This window comes from Halogranum roseipondis (assembly GCF_059695585.1).
In genome coordinates, this window is the sequence record NZ_JBUEED010000004.1 from 66,200 (window position 1) to 82,144 (window position 15,945).

At 54.9% G+C, this 15,945-nt stretch carries 18 protein-coding genes and 1 pseudogene; 15 read left to right on the plus strand and 4 right to left on the minus strand.

Features of this window, described 5'->3' with window-relative positions; translation table 11 throughout:
• The first annotated feature begins 551 nt into the window (after window positions 1-551).
• The gene (locus EOHIBHHM_RS19900) at window positions 552-1,064 is read left to right on the plus strand and encodes a hypothetical protein (RefSeq protein ID WP_497257505.1); all 513 of its coding nucleotides are present in this window, start codon (window positions 552-554) and stop codon (window positions 1,062-1,064) included.
• 67 nt (window positions 1,065-1,131) lie between these two features.
• On the opposite strand, the gene EOHIBHHM_RS19905 is transcribed toward EOHIBHHM_RS19900, so the two are convergent.
• Window positions 1,132-1,944, minus strand: a complete 813-nt coding sequence (locus EOHIBHHM_RS19905) for a hypothetical protein (RefSeq protein ID WP_497257507.1) — start codon at window positions 1,942-1,944, stop codon at window positions 1,132-1,134.
• Between the two features lie 152 nt (window positions 1,945-2,096).
• On the opposite strand from EOHIBHHM_RS19905, the gene EOHIBHHM_RS19910 reads away from it, so the two are divergent.
• The 5 genes and pseudogenes from EOHIBHHM_RS19910 to EOHIBHHM_RS19930 all read left to right on the plus strand — a co-directional run bounded on the left by EOHIBHHM_RS19910 (window position 2,097) and on the right by EOHIBHHM_RS19930 (window position 4,606).
• Window positions 2,097-2,981 carry a hypothetical protein gene (locus tag EOHIBHHM_RS19910; RefSeq protein ID WP_497257509.1) on the plus strand — a complete coding sequence of 295 codons (885 nt, stop codon included), beginning with the start codon at window positions 2,097-2,099 and terminating at the stop codon, window positions 2,979-2,981.
• 143 nt (window positions 2,982-3,124) lie between these two features.
• The gene (locus tag EOHIBHHM_RS19915; protein ID WP_497257511.1) at window positions 3,125-3,301 is read left to right on the plus strand and encodes a hypothetical protein; all 177 of its coding nucleotides are present in this window, start codon (window positions 3,125-3,127) and stop codon (window positions 3,299-3,301) included.
• 22 nt (window positions 3,302-3,323) lie between these two features.
• Window positions 3,324-3,608, plus strand: a pseudogene (locus EOHIBHHM_RS19920) (transposase); the annotation flags it as partial.
• Window positions 3,609-3,694: 86 nt separating this feature from the next.
• Entirely contained in the window at window positions 3,695-4,294 is a 600-nt protein-coding gene (locus tag EOHIBHHM_RS19925; protein WP_497257513.1) for a DUF7995 family protein, read from the plus strand.
• Window positions 4,295-4,300: 6 nt separating this feature from the next.
• On the plus strand, window positions 4,301-4,606 hold the full coding sequence (locus EOHIBHHM_RS19930; RefSeq protein WP_497257515.1) for a hypothetical protein: 306 nt from the start codon (window positions 4,301-4,303) through the stop codon (window positions 4,604-4,606).
• A 965-nt stretch (window positions 4,607-5,571) separates the two neighbouring features.
• Here EOHIBHHM_RS19930 and EOHIBHHM_RS19935 read toward each other — a convergent pair.
• Window positions 5,572-6,969 carry a Cdc6/Cdc18 family protein gene (locus EOHIBHHM_RS19935; protein ID WP_123539434.1) on the minus strand — a complete coding sequence of 466 codons (1,398 nt, stop codon included), beginning with the start codon at window positions 6,967-6,969 and terminating at the stop codon, window positions 5,572-5,574.
• 900 nt (window positions 6,970-7,869) lie between these two features.
• Between EOHIBHHM_RS19935 and EOHIBHHM_RS19940 the strand changes: the two genes are divergently transcribed.
• The 5 genes from EOHIBHHM_RS19940 to EOHIBHHM_RS19960 all read left to right on the plus strand — a co-directional run bounded on the left by EOHIBHHM_RS19940 (window position 7,870) and on the right by EOHIBHHM_RS19960 (window position 11,879).
• Entirely contained in the window at window positions 7,870-8,757 is an 888-nt protein-coding gene (locus tag EOHIBHHM_RS19940) for an N-6 DNA methylase (RefSeq protein WP_497257517.1), read from the plus strand.
• 654 nt (window positions 8,758-9,411) lie between these two features.
• Window positions 9,412-10,419 (plus strand): hypothetical protein, encoded by a 1,008-nt coding sequence (locus tag EOHIBHHM_RS19945; protein ID WP_211087405.1) that lies wholly within the window; start codon window positions 9,412-9,414, stop codon window positions 10,417-10,419.
• A 70-nt stretch (window positions 10,420-10,489) separates the two neighbouring features.
• Complete coding sequence (locus tag EOHIBHHM_RS19950; RefSeq protein WP_497257328.1) at window positions 10,490-11,026, plus strand: metal-dependent hydrolase; 537 nt, start codon at window positions 10,490-10,492, stop codon at window positions 11,024-11,026.
• Between the two features lie 141 nt (window positions 11,027-11,167).
• Window positions 11,168-11,377: a hypothetical protein gene (locus EOHIBHHM_RS19955; protein ID WP_089768651.1), complete on the plus strand. Its 210-nt coding sequence runs from the start codon at window positions 11,168-11,170 to the stop codon at window positions 11,375-11,377.
• Between the two features lie 10 nt (window positions 11,378-11,387).
• A complete protein-coding gene (locus EOHIBHHM_RS19960; protein WP_089768523.1) occupies window positions 11,388-11,879 on the plus strand; it encodes a hypothetical protein in 492 nt (163 codons plus the stop codon).
• A gap of 38 nt (window positions 11,880-11,917) precedes the next feature.
• Here EOHIBHHM_RS19960 and EOHIBHHM_RS19965 read toward each other — a convergent pair whose 3' ends face one another.
• The gene (locus EOHIBHHM_RS19965) at window positions 11,918-12,070 is read right to left on the minus strand and encodes a DUF7837 family putative zinc-binding protein (protein ID WP_164471136.1); all 153 of its coding nucleotides are present in this window, start codon (window positions 12,068-12,070) and stop codon (window positions 11,918-11,920) included.
• A gap of 348 nt (window positions 12,071-12,418) precedes the next feature.
• On the opposite strand from EOHIBHHM_RS19965, the gene EOHIBHHM_RS19970 reads away from it, so the two are divergent.
• The 3 genes from EOHIBHHM_RS19970 to EOHIBHHM_RS19980 all read left to right on the plus strand — a co-directional run bounded on the left by EOHIBHHM_RS19970 (window position 12,419) and on the right by EOHIBHHM_RS19980 (window position 13,724).
• On the plus strand, window positions 12,419-12,640 hold the full coding sequence (locus EOHIBHHM_RS19970) for a hypothetical protein (protein WP_089768525.1): 222 nt from the start codon (window positions 12,419-12,421) through the stop codon (window positions 12,638-12,640).
• A 79-nt stretch (window positions 12,641-12,719) separates the two neighbouring features.
• Complete coding sequence (locus EOHIBHHM_RS19975) at window positions 12,720-13,187, plus strand: hypothetical protein (RefSeq protein ID WP_123622964.1); 468 nt, start codon at window positions 12,720-12,722, stop codon at window positions 13,185-13,187.
• 21 nt (window positions 13,188-13,208) lie between these two features.
• Entirely contained in the window at window positions 13,209-13,724 is a 516-nt protein-coding gene (locus EOHIBHHM_RS19980) for a hypothetical protein (protein WP_156105791.1), read from the plus strand.
• Between the two features lie 73 nt (window positions 13,725-13,797).
• On the opposite strand, the gene EOHIBHHM_RS19985 is transcribed toward EOHIBHHM_RS19980, so the two are convergent.
• On the minus strand, window positions 13,798-13,965 hold the full coding sequence (locus tag EOHIBHHM_RS19985) for a DUF1931 domain-containing protein (protein WP_211087404.1): 168 nt from the start codon (window positions 13,963-13,965) through the stop codon (window positions 13,798-13,800).
• A gap of 492 nt (window positions 13,966-14,457) precedes the next feature.
• Between EOHIBHHM_RS19985 and EOHIBHHM_RS19990 the strand changes: the two genes are divergently transcribed.
• Window positions 14,458-15,684, plus strand: coding sequence for a hypothetical protein (locus EOHIBHHM_RS19990; RefSeq protein WP_497257332.1), 1,227 nt, complete (start codon window positions 14,458-14,460; stop codon window positions 15,682-15,684).
• Window positions 15,685-15,945 lie beyond the last annotated feature (261 nt).

Sequence of the window (15,945 nt, forward strand, 5' to 3'; positions counted from 1 at the left end):
CCACCCCCAACTGCAGTGGCTTACGCGCGGGTCGCCCGCGATTACGCTCACTGAAGCTCTCCACAACGCTATCCTCGTCGAGGTCCTCGACAACACCGTTGTCGACGCCAACGCCTACTACCACGTCGCGACAGACACTCTCATCGTCGCCCAATTCGATACCGTCCAGACAGTCTTGGAACGAGACGGTGCCCCCCTCCGCTGCCCACACGACAACGACCCCGCTTCCTGCCCGTCATGTTCCACTCAAGACGACACGTCCGAATGCGATTCACTCGACGGCACCGACCACCACCCACACGACCCGTCACCAGCCTGCTTGTGAGTCCCGATGTCTCGCGGACTTCACACGTTCGACGATAGCCTTCCCAAGCACTCCACTCCTCCTGACTATGCAGATCGATACAAGTACTCTCACTAAGATCCAGACATATCGCATAACCTCAGACCCGATCATCGCGAGTGATCACGCTGCCGGCGCCGCCAATCTTACTGACGGTATCTACGAGGAGCGTCGCGCACTCGTCAAGGACACACCTCCAGGTGAACGTGTGCCCGTCGCAACGTGGGGCGAGCTCACAGTACTCTGTTCGACGGCCTCCCTCACCCACGCGGCATTCACGAACACGGAGTTCGTCAGCCTCTATCAGTACGCCTTCCGCCAGTACCTCGACGGAATCGGTGACGATGACCAAGATGCGGACGCGATGCTTCCCTCAAACTTCACGATCCTCCCCGCAGACGACGAAATTCGCGATCAAGCCCGTAACCTCCGCGAAGTGCTCAAGCGCGACCGCGACCGCTGGTTTACCGAGCACGTCGATGATCTTGACGTCGAAACCGGTGACGTCCCCAAGGCGTTCTGGCTACACGATTCCACGACGACGGCAGCGGAACGTCTTGCCGAGGGGTTCGCGGCCGGTGAGATCTCCGACCAGCTTCTCCAGAGTCTCCCCTGTCTTCCTGGACAGGCTCCCGGGGAGAATCCCGATACAGCCGAGAGTACAGCAACACAGATGATCAACGAGAGCGATTCAGCACAGGCCGGTCTCGATATGTTCTAACTGACTCTGTGAGATCACCAGATTGTGACAAGTGTTCCACCGCCGTCGATACATACAGCGGGTTGACTTACTCCTCAGCCAGCGTGGTCTCTTCCATCATAGACACTAACGTCGACTGTAAGCTACTCTCATCCTCAACGATCTCTTCACCGAGGAGCCCAGTTGACACGCTTTCGTCCGGCACCATACCACCGACGAGCAGAAACTCTTCTCCAGAGCTTTCGAGGGAAAGGAGACCTCGGAAATCGATGTTTTCCAATTCGTCGTTGTCACCAGCTTCCCACTCTACCTCAAATGTGAAGCCGAAGTGGCGGTACTGGGGTTTCTCATACCCGAATTCCCTGATACAGCTTATGGACCAATCTTTCTGTAACCCATCCTGTATAGACGGCTCACCCCCATAACCATGCAACTCGCGCGTTTGTTGTGTATATACCTCCTGGGCGAAATTAGTGGTTGTCTCACTATAGGGGTTCTCTCCGCAAGTATTCTCTCGAAGAATCGTCATCGGGTTATTGACCGATACAGAAAATGGGACTGGACCACCACCGATTGTAATTCGTGATGAGGTATCCTCTTCATCATTCTGAATCATCTGTGTAGGGGTTGCACGAATAGCTAGGAAGGACGCAATAGACGGTGCATTTGACGCGAATTCGTCAGCGGTTCCCCCAAGCTCTGCTTGCTCTGCTCGAACCCCCTCCCAATCGAAGCTATACGCTTCTTCGGATATTTCCTCGTCATCCCACTGATCGCCAAACTCGGGGAGAGTTATTCCGTTAATTGTGTTTTCATTAGCAGATGTTACCGCACTGCCAACCGACGAGAAACCAAATGTGAGCACCGCAGTCGAACTCAGGAGAAAGTCTCTACGGTCCATACCAGATTATATTGATTAAGGAACATACGTTTATCGCCAATACAAACAGTTTGTGGATGTGTTTGATATGCTGGAAGGGGGAAATGTAGACTATATAACAGCTGTTTTCACTATGAAGAACACCAATTTATTGACCGCAGCCGAAAAAGAATGTGTCATCAGCTGATGATTTCAACAAACCCGATTATTTAGGCCTTGAGGGGATGTTTCGTTCTATGACGTGGTTTGGTGATTTTCGGAGCGAAGTAAGAGAGAAAGCACGGGTTTCGGATTTGGTTTTGATTTCTTCGGTGCCAATCCTTCTCTTGCTGATCTTCCTGCTTCCTGAATCAATTCAGAACGCTTTGATCCTGGACTACGGTGATTACTCTATTTTCAACCTCTGGAGCTCTGCCTTTGTACATCGAGGATTCGATCACTTCAGCAATAATTTAGCGGCTTACTGCGTCCTGATCGGCCCAATATATCTGCTCTTTGTGCTGGCGAATGAACGGAAGCTGTTCCGATACACGTTTCTGTCACTTCTCTTCATCCTGCCGTTCGTGATAGCCCTAATCAACATAGCCGTCCTTGGCTCTGGAACCGGAGCAGGCTTCTCCGGAATCGGCTCCGCATTCTTTGGCCTTCTCCCCGTCTCGCTATTCCTATTCATCCACAATAAAGTCTCAGAGAAGATAGAACCAACCCACGGAGTCGTACTGTTTCTAATAGCCGCCGGAATCATCGCACTAACCTACTCCGGCGTTACTGCAGCAGCCGGAATCCTGCTGATCGCAGTACTCCTTACCATCTACGACATATACCAGATAGGTCTTGACGAAGCAAAGAATGCTGCTGTCGAGCTAACTTCGATGGAGGGATATTTTGAACTGGTTATGATCACCAGTCTCCTGTTCCTGATCTCTCCAGTACTGCTCTTTCCTCAAGATATTGCCCAAGGCGATGGCGCAGTGAACATTCTATCCCACTACTTAGGGCTTGTCTTCGGATTCTTCGGACCCACGACCTACCTAGTCTATCGAAGACGTCGACAGTAGCTATCTGACGGAACCAAAGTACGAAGATGACCGGTATCAATCAAAAGGCCTCATACAAAACCGTGTGACTCCTCGTTAGCAAATCCACTTTTACAGGTGTTGGCAGTTCTATTTAACAATCGAGTTTTATTTGTTAAGGTAGGATGGCTGGAGAGACCGATTCAGAGCTCATCGAGAAAATCAGGGCTGTTGTCGATCGAGTCTATAGTGAGCAGTTAAGCGACGGCGTGAATGCAGTTGAGAGCCTCCGATTGGTGGGGAACCCTGAGCCTGATGTTGGGATCTTCCAGTATGAACCGAGACACGTAACATGGCAGTAAATCCCTTCGCGGGCAACATCGATATATCCTCGCGTTGTGTGAAGAATTCCAAGGAAATTTGATCATTATTCTTGACGGCGCGCCGTACTTCAGGGCGTCGGCCGTCACGGACCTGGCGGCCCGTGACGACCTCGAATTCGTTCAGTTACCAGCGTACACACCCGAGCTAAATCCAGTCGAAGAGTGTTGGCGACAGCTGAAACAGACGCTCAGCAACCGGTTGTTCGACTCACTTGATGAACTTACGTCGGCGATCGACCACGCTCTTGAACAGCTTTCTGCCCCAGATATACGTAATTACTTCTAACGATTACTATAGTTTACCCCCACAATACGACACGCTCTCACCGTGTATTTCTCACCCTCCACTAAGAGTGGAGGTTCCATCGATAGATGCACCAGCTTATCCGCGTACTTGTTCCCGGTACCACTCAAGACGACGCCCTCGCCCGCGCTCACAGCGCCCTCGACAAACTCGTCGGTGTCGGCGTCGATACTGCCAGTGTCTACGACTACTACGGGACGTTCGATCAATCGGACTCACGTTACAAGCCGCACGTCGCGAACGTCATCAGTGATGGCAGCTCTGAGACTGTCGACGAGACAACGGTCGCTCCAGCGTTCCCACTCGACAGCGACGAGGGGCAAGCACTCCTCGATGACGCGCTCGAAGAACAAACAGAGGAGTTCCGAGATACGTTGTCGAGATTCCAGTCGAAAGTCGAAGATCTCTCCGTTGAGGACGTGATGAACAACGTCGACGGAGTACGATTCCACCTGGGACAGCTCGCCGAATGTCGAGGACCGTCAGTGTACATCTATAACGAATACGGAGGCGGTCTCGTATCACCGACGGCCGTCGACAAATACGTCGATCGCCTACACAACGCCTCGTCCGGTACTGTCGGCGGCGACGGTGACGCCGCAGCGGCCACAAAAGAAGATGAGCAGATGTCCCGGGGATGGCTCGTCCCCGCCGACGTCCATTTCTAGCGCGTTATGCCGAGTGAGTCACACCTCTTCGAGACGCTTAATGACCCGAATCGGATAGCCTTCCGGGTAGAGCTCCCTGACGGGAAATCAACAGCGTTCGCGACGACTGGACGGACCGACGTTGCAGTCGGCGAGCGGTACTGGAATTCCTACGACGGCGAACTATACCGCGTCACGATCGTCGACGACACGACGGTTGAAGCAGTCCTCGAATTCGGCTGTGGAGATATCCCCCGATCAGTCTCCTTCGACTGTGAGTGGTTTACCCCAGACGGCCACTCCCTCCACCACATCGCTCCGGAGACCGAGTAACCGCCATCACTCTGTCGACCCATCAGTATGTCATCACTTGCTTTTCCCGTTCGTGACGGGTCAAAACCAGCACCTCTTGACCATTCCTCGCTGGCCAGCAACAAACCAACCGAGCTCGCATCGACGATTCGCGCCGGCGATCACATCTTTGAGCGAACCGTCATCGACTCTCGAAGTCGATTCCCCATTCCCGAGGTGAAGGCTGTTTACCGACGTCGCGTCATCACTAACGTTCAGCTCACTCGAGGAGGCCGTTCATTGGTCGTTCACTTCCAGGAACGGCTCCCTGCCGATGAGTCGATGGTCGCAGCGCTCCATTCGAGTGATCCTGAGTGGCGTACATACCCACCAGCGGGAATGCCGGATTTCCCACAGATAAACGTCGAACCTGGTGAAAAACCGGACTGGAGGGTCTCCCATTGGGAACCCAAGCGTGTCACGCCACCGCCTCTCGAGGACGTCACCGACCTCACAGTCCACCGCGTTTGTGGACGAGGGAGTCGGCAATTCGTCAATCACCTTCTTATCGGTGGTCCGGACGGCCGCATCGACCACCGCCTCGGCGGTGTCGCGAAATGGAAGGCCGGATTCATCGCTACCCACGAGGGGCATCCGTACTCAGTGGCGGTACTCGCACAGCCGTACACATACAGTTACGACGGGGCTCGTGAAGAGCTGTATGTTACACGGCTTGCGAATCACCCGAATCGCCCACCGAATACGTCGAGTTGGATGCTTGCGCGTCTTCGAGACTGGGTACGTGAGCATACCGAGCGAGAGCGACTCGTCGCGATCGCCGGCGTCGACGACAACACTGGAGTCTGCTACCGAGCCGCTGGGTTCGAACTCGATCGGATCAAACCCGTCTCTAGTACTGATTGGGAGAACCGTGAAGGACGTACTGTGCCCCGTCGCGACGAGTGGACTAAACGAAGGTACATCTCATCAATATAATATCTGATTAGTCAGGCGAACCGTTTCAGCGAGGATTTAGAGATATCTCCGAATCGAGAATCCTCCATTACGATATCAAGGATAGCCTCAGGATTGTGGAGTAACCGATGAGAGTTGTGGCGGCCACCGCCTTTTCCCATATTCACCTCTTTAGTTTCGATTACCTGGCTGAGCTGCATCTCATCAAGAATATCCCGGAACCGCCGTATCCCAATCGTGTCCATATCTATCGCGTTAGTGATCTGCTGGTACGCATCGTAGAGTTCACCTGTGATGATGTAATCGTCACGCGAGTAAAGTGACTTAGCAGCAATCGAGAGACAAGCTGCTTTCATTTGAGTGGGGGTACCCTGGAGGAAGTCGCGGAATCGATCCTTTTCAAGTGCGTCCTGAGCCCTTCGCACGTGGTCTTCTTCGACCATGTCAGCTCCCTCACGATCGGCTAGCTCTCCTGCGGTCCTGAATAACCGCATTGCTTTCCGTGCATCTCCGTGTTCCTGGGCTGAGAAAGCCGCGACAAGAGGAATGACCTCATCAGTAAGAACACCATCACGAAATGCGTCATCACGCCCGCGAAGAATCTCTTGAATCTGATTTGCATTATATGGGTCGAAATTGAGTTCTTGAGTCTGGAAGGCACTCTTGGTGCGTGGGTTCAACTCGTCGAAGAAGTTGATTTGATTGCTTATTGCTATAATTCCGATTTGACACGACGTATCATTTGATTCGACTGCCTTCGCGAGACTCATCAGAACGTGGTCGCTCTTGAGAAGGTCGACTTCGTCAAGAATAATGATAGCCGAATCGTAGTGATCGAGAATCTGCCAGAGGCGTTTGTAGAACTTGTCTTTCGGTAGCCCGGTATCGGGCATTTTCACGACGTCCTCATCCTCGTCATAGATATCCTCGTCGTTCAGCTGTTGGCCGATTGTCGAGATGACTTGGACTTCAGTTGAGGATTTCGAGCAGTCTAGATACGTATGGCCTATTCGGATATCATCAACTGCCGCATTGACAGCTCGACGAGTAACGTATCGGGAGACAAGAGATTTTCCCGTTCCTGTTTTCCCAGTAATTGAGATGTGATTTGGGGCACCACCATAGACAGCGTCGTTCAGACAGCTGCTGATAGTGGAAATATAATCGTCACGTCCGACAATTCGATCGCCATCAGGTACCCAACCGACACGGACCATCTCCTTATTTTGGAAAACTCCCTTCCGTTTAGAAAATAGCGGGTCGTCAACCTTGAATTGTTGACCGTCCCCGTCGCTTGATGGCGGTTTTCCATTCTCGTCTGGACTCCCCTTCGGTTCCGATGTTTGGACGCGAGATTGGTCGTCTTGACCGTCTGAAGACGTAGAATCCAAATCTCGACTTTCATCGGAAGTCGAGGTGCCGTTTGACATAGAGGCACCGACGAAACCCGATTACTTAAAAGTATTCCCACCTCGACTTCCGACGTAAATCTACCACGAAAGAAGGTCTACTGGAAGGACTATCTCGATCTTCGAACAATCACGGAACCCAACACACACACCCCTTCGGTTCCGTCGTTACCGATGAACGTGTACCCCCACGGGAAGGATACGTACAATCGCGGTTTAGTGGATAGAACGCGTCTCTACGGCGTTTCTGGACGTTCCACCCCGTTACTGATTTTCATCTCGAACCTACCAGTCGCTCCGCTTCCTCCTCTCTAGTATTTCGTCCCGCGGAGTTATTCAAGCTGTATTGTAATAAAGCTAGGGTTAACTAACTCAACTTTTACATATTCTTATCGTGGGACAGAATACAGACGACTTCTGCTATTCTCAGTCTAGTTACCGCTTTTCACGGCCGCTAACGTCGGAACCGGTGGGGTGTGTCTGGTCATCGTGATCTTGAGCTGCGTTGCCCTTGTCTATCTAACGACGGAACCGAAGGGGTGTGGGTCCGTCATCGAGTAGTGATAGGATTTTCCCGAGACCAATTCTCGTCTCTAATCTGTCCGTGGTATCCTGAAGTATTCATTCTTGACGAGGGTTCTGGAGCTTTTCTTCCGTCTTTTGGTTCCACTCATCCCGCTCTTACTTTCATCTAAAGAGAGTAAATTCGCACGCTAACGCCGGAACTGGTGGGGTGTCCCCTCCCGAGATCTGGAGACTTCATACGATTTGTCCCTCGTTTACGACGGAAGTCTAGGGGTGACCCCATTGCGATAATGCCGGAACCGGTGGGGTGATTTTCGCCTCTCCTTACGCCGGAACTGGTGGGGTGTCCCCTCTCTGGATTTTTCCCTCCCCATGTTGAACTGAGGCGATTCGTCGATGGCTTCCATCGCTGACCCGAGTACATACGAACCAATCACCGAGCATCTCGATGAAGTCCACCAGAAAACGGGCCTTCGCACATACGACATCTTCACGAACTGGCTAAACTTCATCGTCACCGCTCTTAGTCGAAACGACGACGACTACCTTGAACTCGTTCACGACCTCACAGATCGTCTCCACGATGACGACGATCTCACCAGAGATGTTCTCGAGACCTATGGGACTGCACTCGGAGCCCTCGTCAATACAATGGAAGAAACGACCGTTCCGGGATACCCGCACTCGGCGGAACTCCTCGGTGGGATTTACGAATACTACGGAGCTAACAGTGATGCCTTCGGCCAGCACTTCACACCCCAGAATATCGCCATCGCGAAGGCTCAGATGCTCTTCAGCACCCCCGAAGGCATTCGTGATGCCTCTCAGGAGGACCCTATCACGATCAGCGATCCGGCGTGCGGGAGTGGTCGACTCCCGTTCCACGCTGTCCAGCAGCTCCGTCACATCTCACCTAACACGCCCACCGTTGTCGTTGCACGCGACATCGACAAGACGTGCGCTCATATGGCCGTCATCAACTTTGCACTCCACGCCATCCCCGCGTACGTCGTCCACGGAAACTCCCTCACCTACGAGACGTGGCACGTTTGGCGAATAAACCATCCCACGCGAATCCTTACCGACTCAACCGCCAACGGGGTTATCACCGAACTTGACCCCGACAACGTACCCATCAAAACGGACTTTGAGGAGGCCGATGGCTCCGCTCAGGACGACACCAACAACGATAGCGACCTCTCTGAAGGAAACGTTGAGGACGCCGTCACGATCGATGATCCCGATACCATCGAGAACGTCACGCTTGACGCCTTCAGCGAATAACTATCTGTATTCCACACTCCACAATGTCCGTTGTTCTCCAATCCGAGGCGAACCGGCGTCAAGCCCTTCGAGAACTCTTCCAGGCCCTCGAGGACAACGCGACGCCGCCACGGGGTCTCGCACAAACCAAGTCTGGCGTCGTAGCTGCGATCGGGCCCGCACCGATGACCACCCGTGCGTGGTTCCTCGAGCGATACCCTCATCTCAAGGCCAGCGAAGAAACCGCCGAAGCGCAGGTCTATCGAGCGTACTGCTTCGACCCGACTCACACCCGAAAACCAACTACGGATCCCCGCGATCACATCCAAGGGAATTTCGTAGACGATCAGCTCGTCACCTGTCAAGTGTTCGTCCTTGATCTTCCTGCTACCAACTTCGAAAATTGTACGAGACTGGACGCAATCCTCCGGATCGCCAGCGAGCAATTCACTCCTATCATCCGTGACGGGCGACGTGTCCTTGAGAAGACGATTGTTGGCTCCGCTCGAGACGTCCACGCACTCTATCAGCGCACTCGATATCAACCAGCTTGCGACCCATCGACGGATATGTGAACTACACTGCTACCTCGATAGGAACGACGACTACACGCTCGCTCGCGTCGACGACTAGCCAGTTCACGTTGGTCATTCGTAACATTACGGAGTTCTCACGATGCCATCGAATTCCCAATCCCAACTCGATGCGTTCACGACGACCGAAGAATCGACATCCGGCCACTCAACAAATACTCCCGCAGTAACATCGACGACTGAGAAGTCTGAAGCGACCCACTCCACAGCGGAAACACCGCTAAACGATTTCTACGAAAATGTCCACAGGGTCTTCGAGGAAACATATCCGTCGGCACTGTTGAACGTCGATCAGGTTATGGCGCTCACTCCGGATCATAACGTCTTCTGTACATCTGACCTTCCTGATGAGCTCAAAGTCGCCCCAGCCCGTATCGGTCAGTGGGAACTCGATTACCACGACGATACGACCATCACCTACCGAGCCTCGGGACGTGCCTTCGACGAACGATGGGGACAAGGCGGGTCGATTGTCCGACACCGTATCTATCTGAACGACTCCGGAGCGAACCGCGACGGGATGTGGCACTATATGACCGAACTCGTGACCGGCTACGGGAACCCCTCACAGGTTCGGAAGGCAGACACCAGCGATAAGGCGCGACTTTCTGGGATACGCGGCCACAGCGTCCAGAACAACGACGGCGACTACGGCGTCTCCGGAGGGACGAACGCACGTATTGAAGACATCAAGACCGCAGTCGCGACGGTCGTTGCCCAACTCCATACAGAGCCCTCCACAATCCGAACGCACCTCCCTGACACCGACGACCTGGAGTGGACGCTGTCCAAATACGGCCTCAGGACGGCTACTTACGAGCGGCTGGCACCAAACGAAACAGATTACGACTACTTGCGTCTCACCGCAACGCAGGATCGCGTCTACCTCAAGGGGCTCAAAGAGAACGAGTCATCAGCTCAACACGACAGCGTACCTGTCCCCATACCTGATTCGATCCCGCCCGGCTGTGCTACTCAGACCGAGCGAGCGACCACCGTTGTTGCCTCCTCGCTTTCCCCCCTGCTCATCAAGCCAATCCTCAAACCGCCAGTCGAGGAGGTGCTTGAAGCTACCGCGCTTCCGCAGTGAGGATGAGACAGTCTCACTTCCCGGAACAGTCTTTTTCTTGCACGAAGAAGATGGAGCAACAGCTCCAGAGATGCATAGACGCGGTCATTACGGGCTCGCTCTTCTCGCCTTCTCACCGCTGGCGTTTCTCCTTACCGTTAGTCGAGCATCCGGAGAAGCCCTCTTGGGGATACTTATCGTCGCCGGCGTGGCACCGATTCCCGATATCGACCAGCGTCTCCCCTTCGTTTCGCACCGCGGTATCACGCACACCGTCTGGTTCATCATCGTCGCGTCCACGATCGCAACGGCTGTGACGTGGGCCGCGGCGCTTCAGGGAACACAATCGGTGAACGGGACGCTGTCAACAGCAAGCGCTCCGTCTCTCGTTGTTCCTGCGCTTGGCGTCGGCTTTCTCGTCGCGCTGGGGCTCACGACGCACCTCCTCGGTGACGTGATAACGCCGATGGGGATCCAACCGTTCGCCCCCGTGGACGACACGGAGTACACGTGGAATCTTACGACGTCAGCGAACAGTACGGCAAATAACGCCCTCTTCGTCGCTGGACTCGGTGCCACAGGAGCAGCTATCTATATCCCGCAGGTCCTCGCGACGATCGGCGTGTAATCGCGGCTCTAACGCGCTAATTGAGCAGGCCGTCTCTGTCAGTTACCCCACGAAATGGGCGATACCATCTCTGCGTGGGGTAACTCAGATAGATCGTCGACCGAATTTCTCTCTCCCCTCTACTGGTGGAGGAATCTACGTATGGGTAGTCTTTCTCGACACCGCGCACAGCAACGCTTCCGCAAGGCACTCGACCAGCGGCTCCAGGATACGTCGAGTCCAACCGAGACGTATTCAGCCTACGAGGAAGCCATCGAGGAGTTCATCGGATTGGCCCTCAACGCCGACGAACTCAACAAGGCAGCTTGCCGCGTCGCAACCGATCCCGACGCAATAGACTTCCCCGACTAACGCCACACTCATGTCCGAATCCGACCCGACCGACGACCGCTGGATCGACGCCCACAGCGTAACCTGCGCCATTTGTGGCTATCTCGCTGACGAACGCGAAACGAAGAACCTCTACAAAGACGACGACATACACCTTGAGGGCGAGGCACATTGGGACTGCTGGGAAACCCACGACTGCCTCGAGGGCGGCTGGCTGATTCGCGATCCCGGCCCCGACGTCGAGGCAGACATCGATCCGCAGTCCGAGACCGTTTCACTCCCTGTCGTCTGCAAGGTCTGTGGGAAGGTTTACCGGATGTGCTACGACTTCGCCGCTCTCTACGACCCAGAGGCCGATACGTTCGAGGTACCGGTACAGATCGACGACAACATCCAGGGCCTCCTCAACACCGTCAATAGACTAGCCAACAACGGACAGATCGACCCTGAAGAAGCTCAGTACCTTCGGGATAACATCATCGCGATCAAGGACCGCCTCGGACAACACCGCTCACGCGAGTAGCAGAAGGCGACATTCAGCAAAGTTCAGCACAAAGTGCATCACTCCGGTGCGACAACGTCCCCGCATCCCGGACACTCGGCCCACACGCCTTCTGTCCCATCATCTTTTTCGTATTCAACTAGAGTCCACGCAGTAGTAATACGCTCATTACAGTCCGGGCAGTGACCGAGTATCTGCGTGTCGTCGGGCATGGAAAGGGGATGGAAGGAGCGTGTGATAGTGTTCCTTCCACACGAACCTTGAATGTTGTCAAAAATGAGCTTTTAGCGGGCTTGCAGGCCGCCCACACCAGAATTTCGGGGAGACAGCCCACCAGAACCATTAATTCAGAGCCGCCGGAACAGGACAACTTATGAGTGTCCGCACAATTCTCGCTCGGTTTCTCTCCACTGGGAAGACAGAGATGGTCGTCGAGTGTCGCCAGTGCGGGACAACGTCTCTTCGGACACTGATGAATGTCCCGGGTGCGGATCGGAAGAGATTGGGTGCTATCAAATCCCGACGTGAATTTGTCACTGGCCGCATCAAGTGATCCGTCTATGACGATCGAAACCGCACACAACGCTCCCGAAGCTGTCATCGCGCCGGCTGAGGAGATCCACGACTTCCTCGCGACTCGATTCGGTCGCGACGACGTCCTCGTTGAGGTTGAGTCATCCGGCGCCGTCCAGACCACAATCCACCAGGACGCCGGCATCGAGTACCCCGGCGAATGGGACACTTTTCAAGATTTCACACCCTCATCAACCGACACCGCCTAACCCTATTGGTCCCCTCGATCACTTCAGCAGTCCCTCGGCTCCTAGCGTCTTTGTTTGCGGCCACGGGCCTGAACCGCTTATGGCAACCCTGCAAGCAACCACCGCATCGAATCATCCGACCGTCGACCCCGATGCGGTCGAGGCTATCGAAGCAATCATCGACGATTACGACTTCTACGGGAGTTTCCACTCCCTGACCATCGGCGTCGTCGAACCCGACCAGGAGGACGCCGACCCGTACCTCGAACTCTACGGGTACGTCGCCTTCGAGGTCACAAAGCCAATTTTCGACGAAGACGGGAGTGTCGTCGATCGAACAGAATACTGCACCGAGGAGTTCCTTGAACGTCTCGCTCCCCATCTTGAGGAGCAACTCGTCGTGGAGACCGTCGGATTCGAGAAGTGCCGTTTCCCGCTGCTTGCCGGCCAGTGGGTCGCTTGGCCTGATGGGACTCTTACCTACAATTCGTTCGACCACGCTCCTGAGAACCCGTCCGAGGAGTCGGCTACGGAAACTCCCGACGCACCGTCTGAATCGTCTGCGTAATCCCACACCCAGCTCATCATTATGGAACCACCAGATACAACGTCCGAGAATCAAGATACTGACGAGGACGCAGACCCAGCCGCTGAGCCGACATACATCAGTATACAGCCAGCGTGTCCAGTCTGTCAGAACTCCAAGTTCGAATCTACCGAAGAAGGGGTGCCGAACAATTTCGACACCCACTACGTCCACGTCAGATGTGCGAGATGCAAGACCCAGCTCACCATCGAGTATCGTGCCATCGATGTCTTCTGGCACGGCGGATTCGACGGCCAACATAGCGCCGTTTCGCAGGACCTCCTCAACCCTATCCAAAACGAGTACGTCGACGAAGCATCGTATGGGATACTTCCAGATAGCGACCTCCTCTCATCCCTCGACTGGCCGCTCACCTGTGACTGCGGCGAGAACCTCACGGGAAACGAGCTCGTCTCCGATCCAACCGTCCTCCCCGATCACGATGTCGACTACGATGATCCCGACTGCGAAACCATCCTCTTTCGATGCGTGAACTGCGACACCATCGTCACCGTATAGTGTCTCAGAGCGGCGGCTACAGAAAGTGCAGATAACAACAGCGAATCAAACGAAATAGGATGACGAAATCGGCTTAGAGATCTCGAGTTTGAACAGTCTTCCTGTCGTTCGCGTCTGCACGACGCGCAGCATCGTCAAGGAGGTCAGCGACTTCCTCGTCAAGCGCATCGAAGAAGTCTGCCGAGACGTTCATTTCGTCGAAATGCTCTCGAACCTTCGATTGGACAATCAGGTCTGCCATACGATTCCCCGATTCTCAGACCCCGACTTAATAATTAACGCCTCTATCGTTTGATTTCTCCCGTCCGATCGGTTCCGAGGACTCAGAATGCTCAAGACTCAATCAACTCTGTTGAATAACTCATATACCTCACCAACATCAGATACGTCAGATACAATCTCGGCCGAACCGGCCACGTCCCCGACGTAACCCATCAGTAACACTCGCCCTCCCTGTAGCGCCCGCTCCGCGAACCATCCTCCACTCATCAGTATGCCCACCTCGCTCTCCTACTGGACGATCCAACCCGACCGCTGGACGTTCAACGCACAGAAGCTTCGTGATTGGGTCGAATCGCAACTCGACAGTCGCGTCCTCAACGCGTGTGCTGGACGGACCCAGCTCACCCATAATGGGCGGATCGTCCGGAACGACATCAATCCCGAGATCGATGCTGACTATCACGTTGATGTCCGCGATCTTTCTGACATCCTCGAAGCTGAATCGTTCGATATGATCGTCCTCGACCCACCCTTCTCGGAACAACAGAACACGACTACTTACGATCGCGAGGACGACACACTACCTACGATCACCGAACTCGCTAGCGTGGTCGACGCCCTTCTGAAACCCGGTGGTCGCGTCATCCGACTCGGCTATACGACGACGCTTATGCCGCCTGGAGAGGAGTATCTGCTCGAAGAGGTCACCATCTGGAACACCCTCGGTCGCCAGCACGACTGGCTTGGGACCGTCGCTCAGAAACCCGATAACGAGACTGTGTCGGCAACCCGCCCAGTACACGTGACTGACGCCGCAGTTCCGAACGCAGGAGCCACCGCGTCAGGCGGTGTCGCGACCAGCGAGAACGGGAACACGCCCCTCTCCCTCGAGTACATCCGCCTCAGCCCCGAGATTATGCCTCAAGACGGCGTCGCCGACTACCTTGCCACCCACCTCTCCGGACGTGTCCTCGACGTCTCGACGTACGAACGGTCACTCTCCCACGACGGCCACTTAGTGCAGACGAGCGTCGATGAATCCGTCGACGCCGCGTACCATTTCGACGAGCGTGAACTTGCCGCCGAATTCGCTGCTGACATCTTCCACACCGTCGTCGTGGACCTTCCGAGTGAGGCGTTCCAGCAGACCACTAATTATGGTGGCCGCACTACTGGCCGGGATACAGCACTCAAGCAGGAACTCCACCCACTCATCGCCGCGGGCGGCCAGATATTCCAAGTCGGCCACACCGCGACCTGTATGCCGCAGCGCCTCGACTATCGTCGATCCCGAGTCGCCGTCATCGAGCATCCCTGCGTCGAGCAGGACTGGATCATCAGTATCGACATGAAACAGAACACGGGACTCGATGTCCACGCGACCGACCACTCACCCCTGGACATCCACGTGCCCGACTCAGACGCCGAGGCACAGCACTCGTGTATTCGGTGTGGCGAGGGCTGGTATCTCCACCCCTCCTGGTACGTCGACTGTCCTACCTGCGGAGCGCGACCCGAGAACTACTGCGTCACCGACGACGACACCATCCTTTACCGCCCACACTCCGAGCGCCTTGACTACCTCGAAGAGCACCACAACCGACACGAATGCGATCCCGGCGTCACTTCCAGAACGCCATCCACTCTTTCCACCGACCAGGAGGACGACTCCACAACCTCCTCGACAGCCCCAACCGAACAGGAATCCCTCGAACAGTTCGCTTCACAGAAGAACTAACCTCTGTCCCCCACCCTTCCCAACACTATGTCCTCTCGCGCTCACTCTACGACAACTCGCCGCCAACACCATCAGCGCGCCTCAGCCCACGCCTGTCCCGAATGCGGAGCTGATCCGCTCATCATCATCTTCACTGACCCCGCCTCGAACGAGGACGCGACCTACTGGTTCGACTGTCCACACTGCACCTTCGCTTCGGCGCTTCGTGCGATCCCAACAACTGACGACGAACCCACTCCTCATGCCCCGTTAGCACAGGAA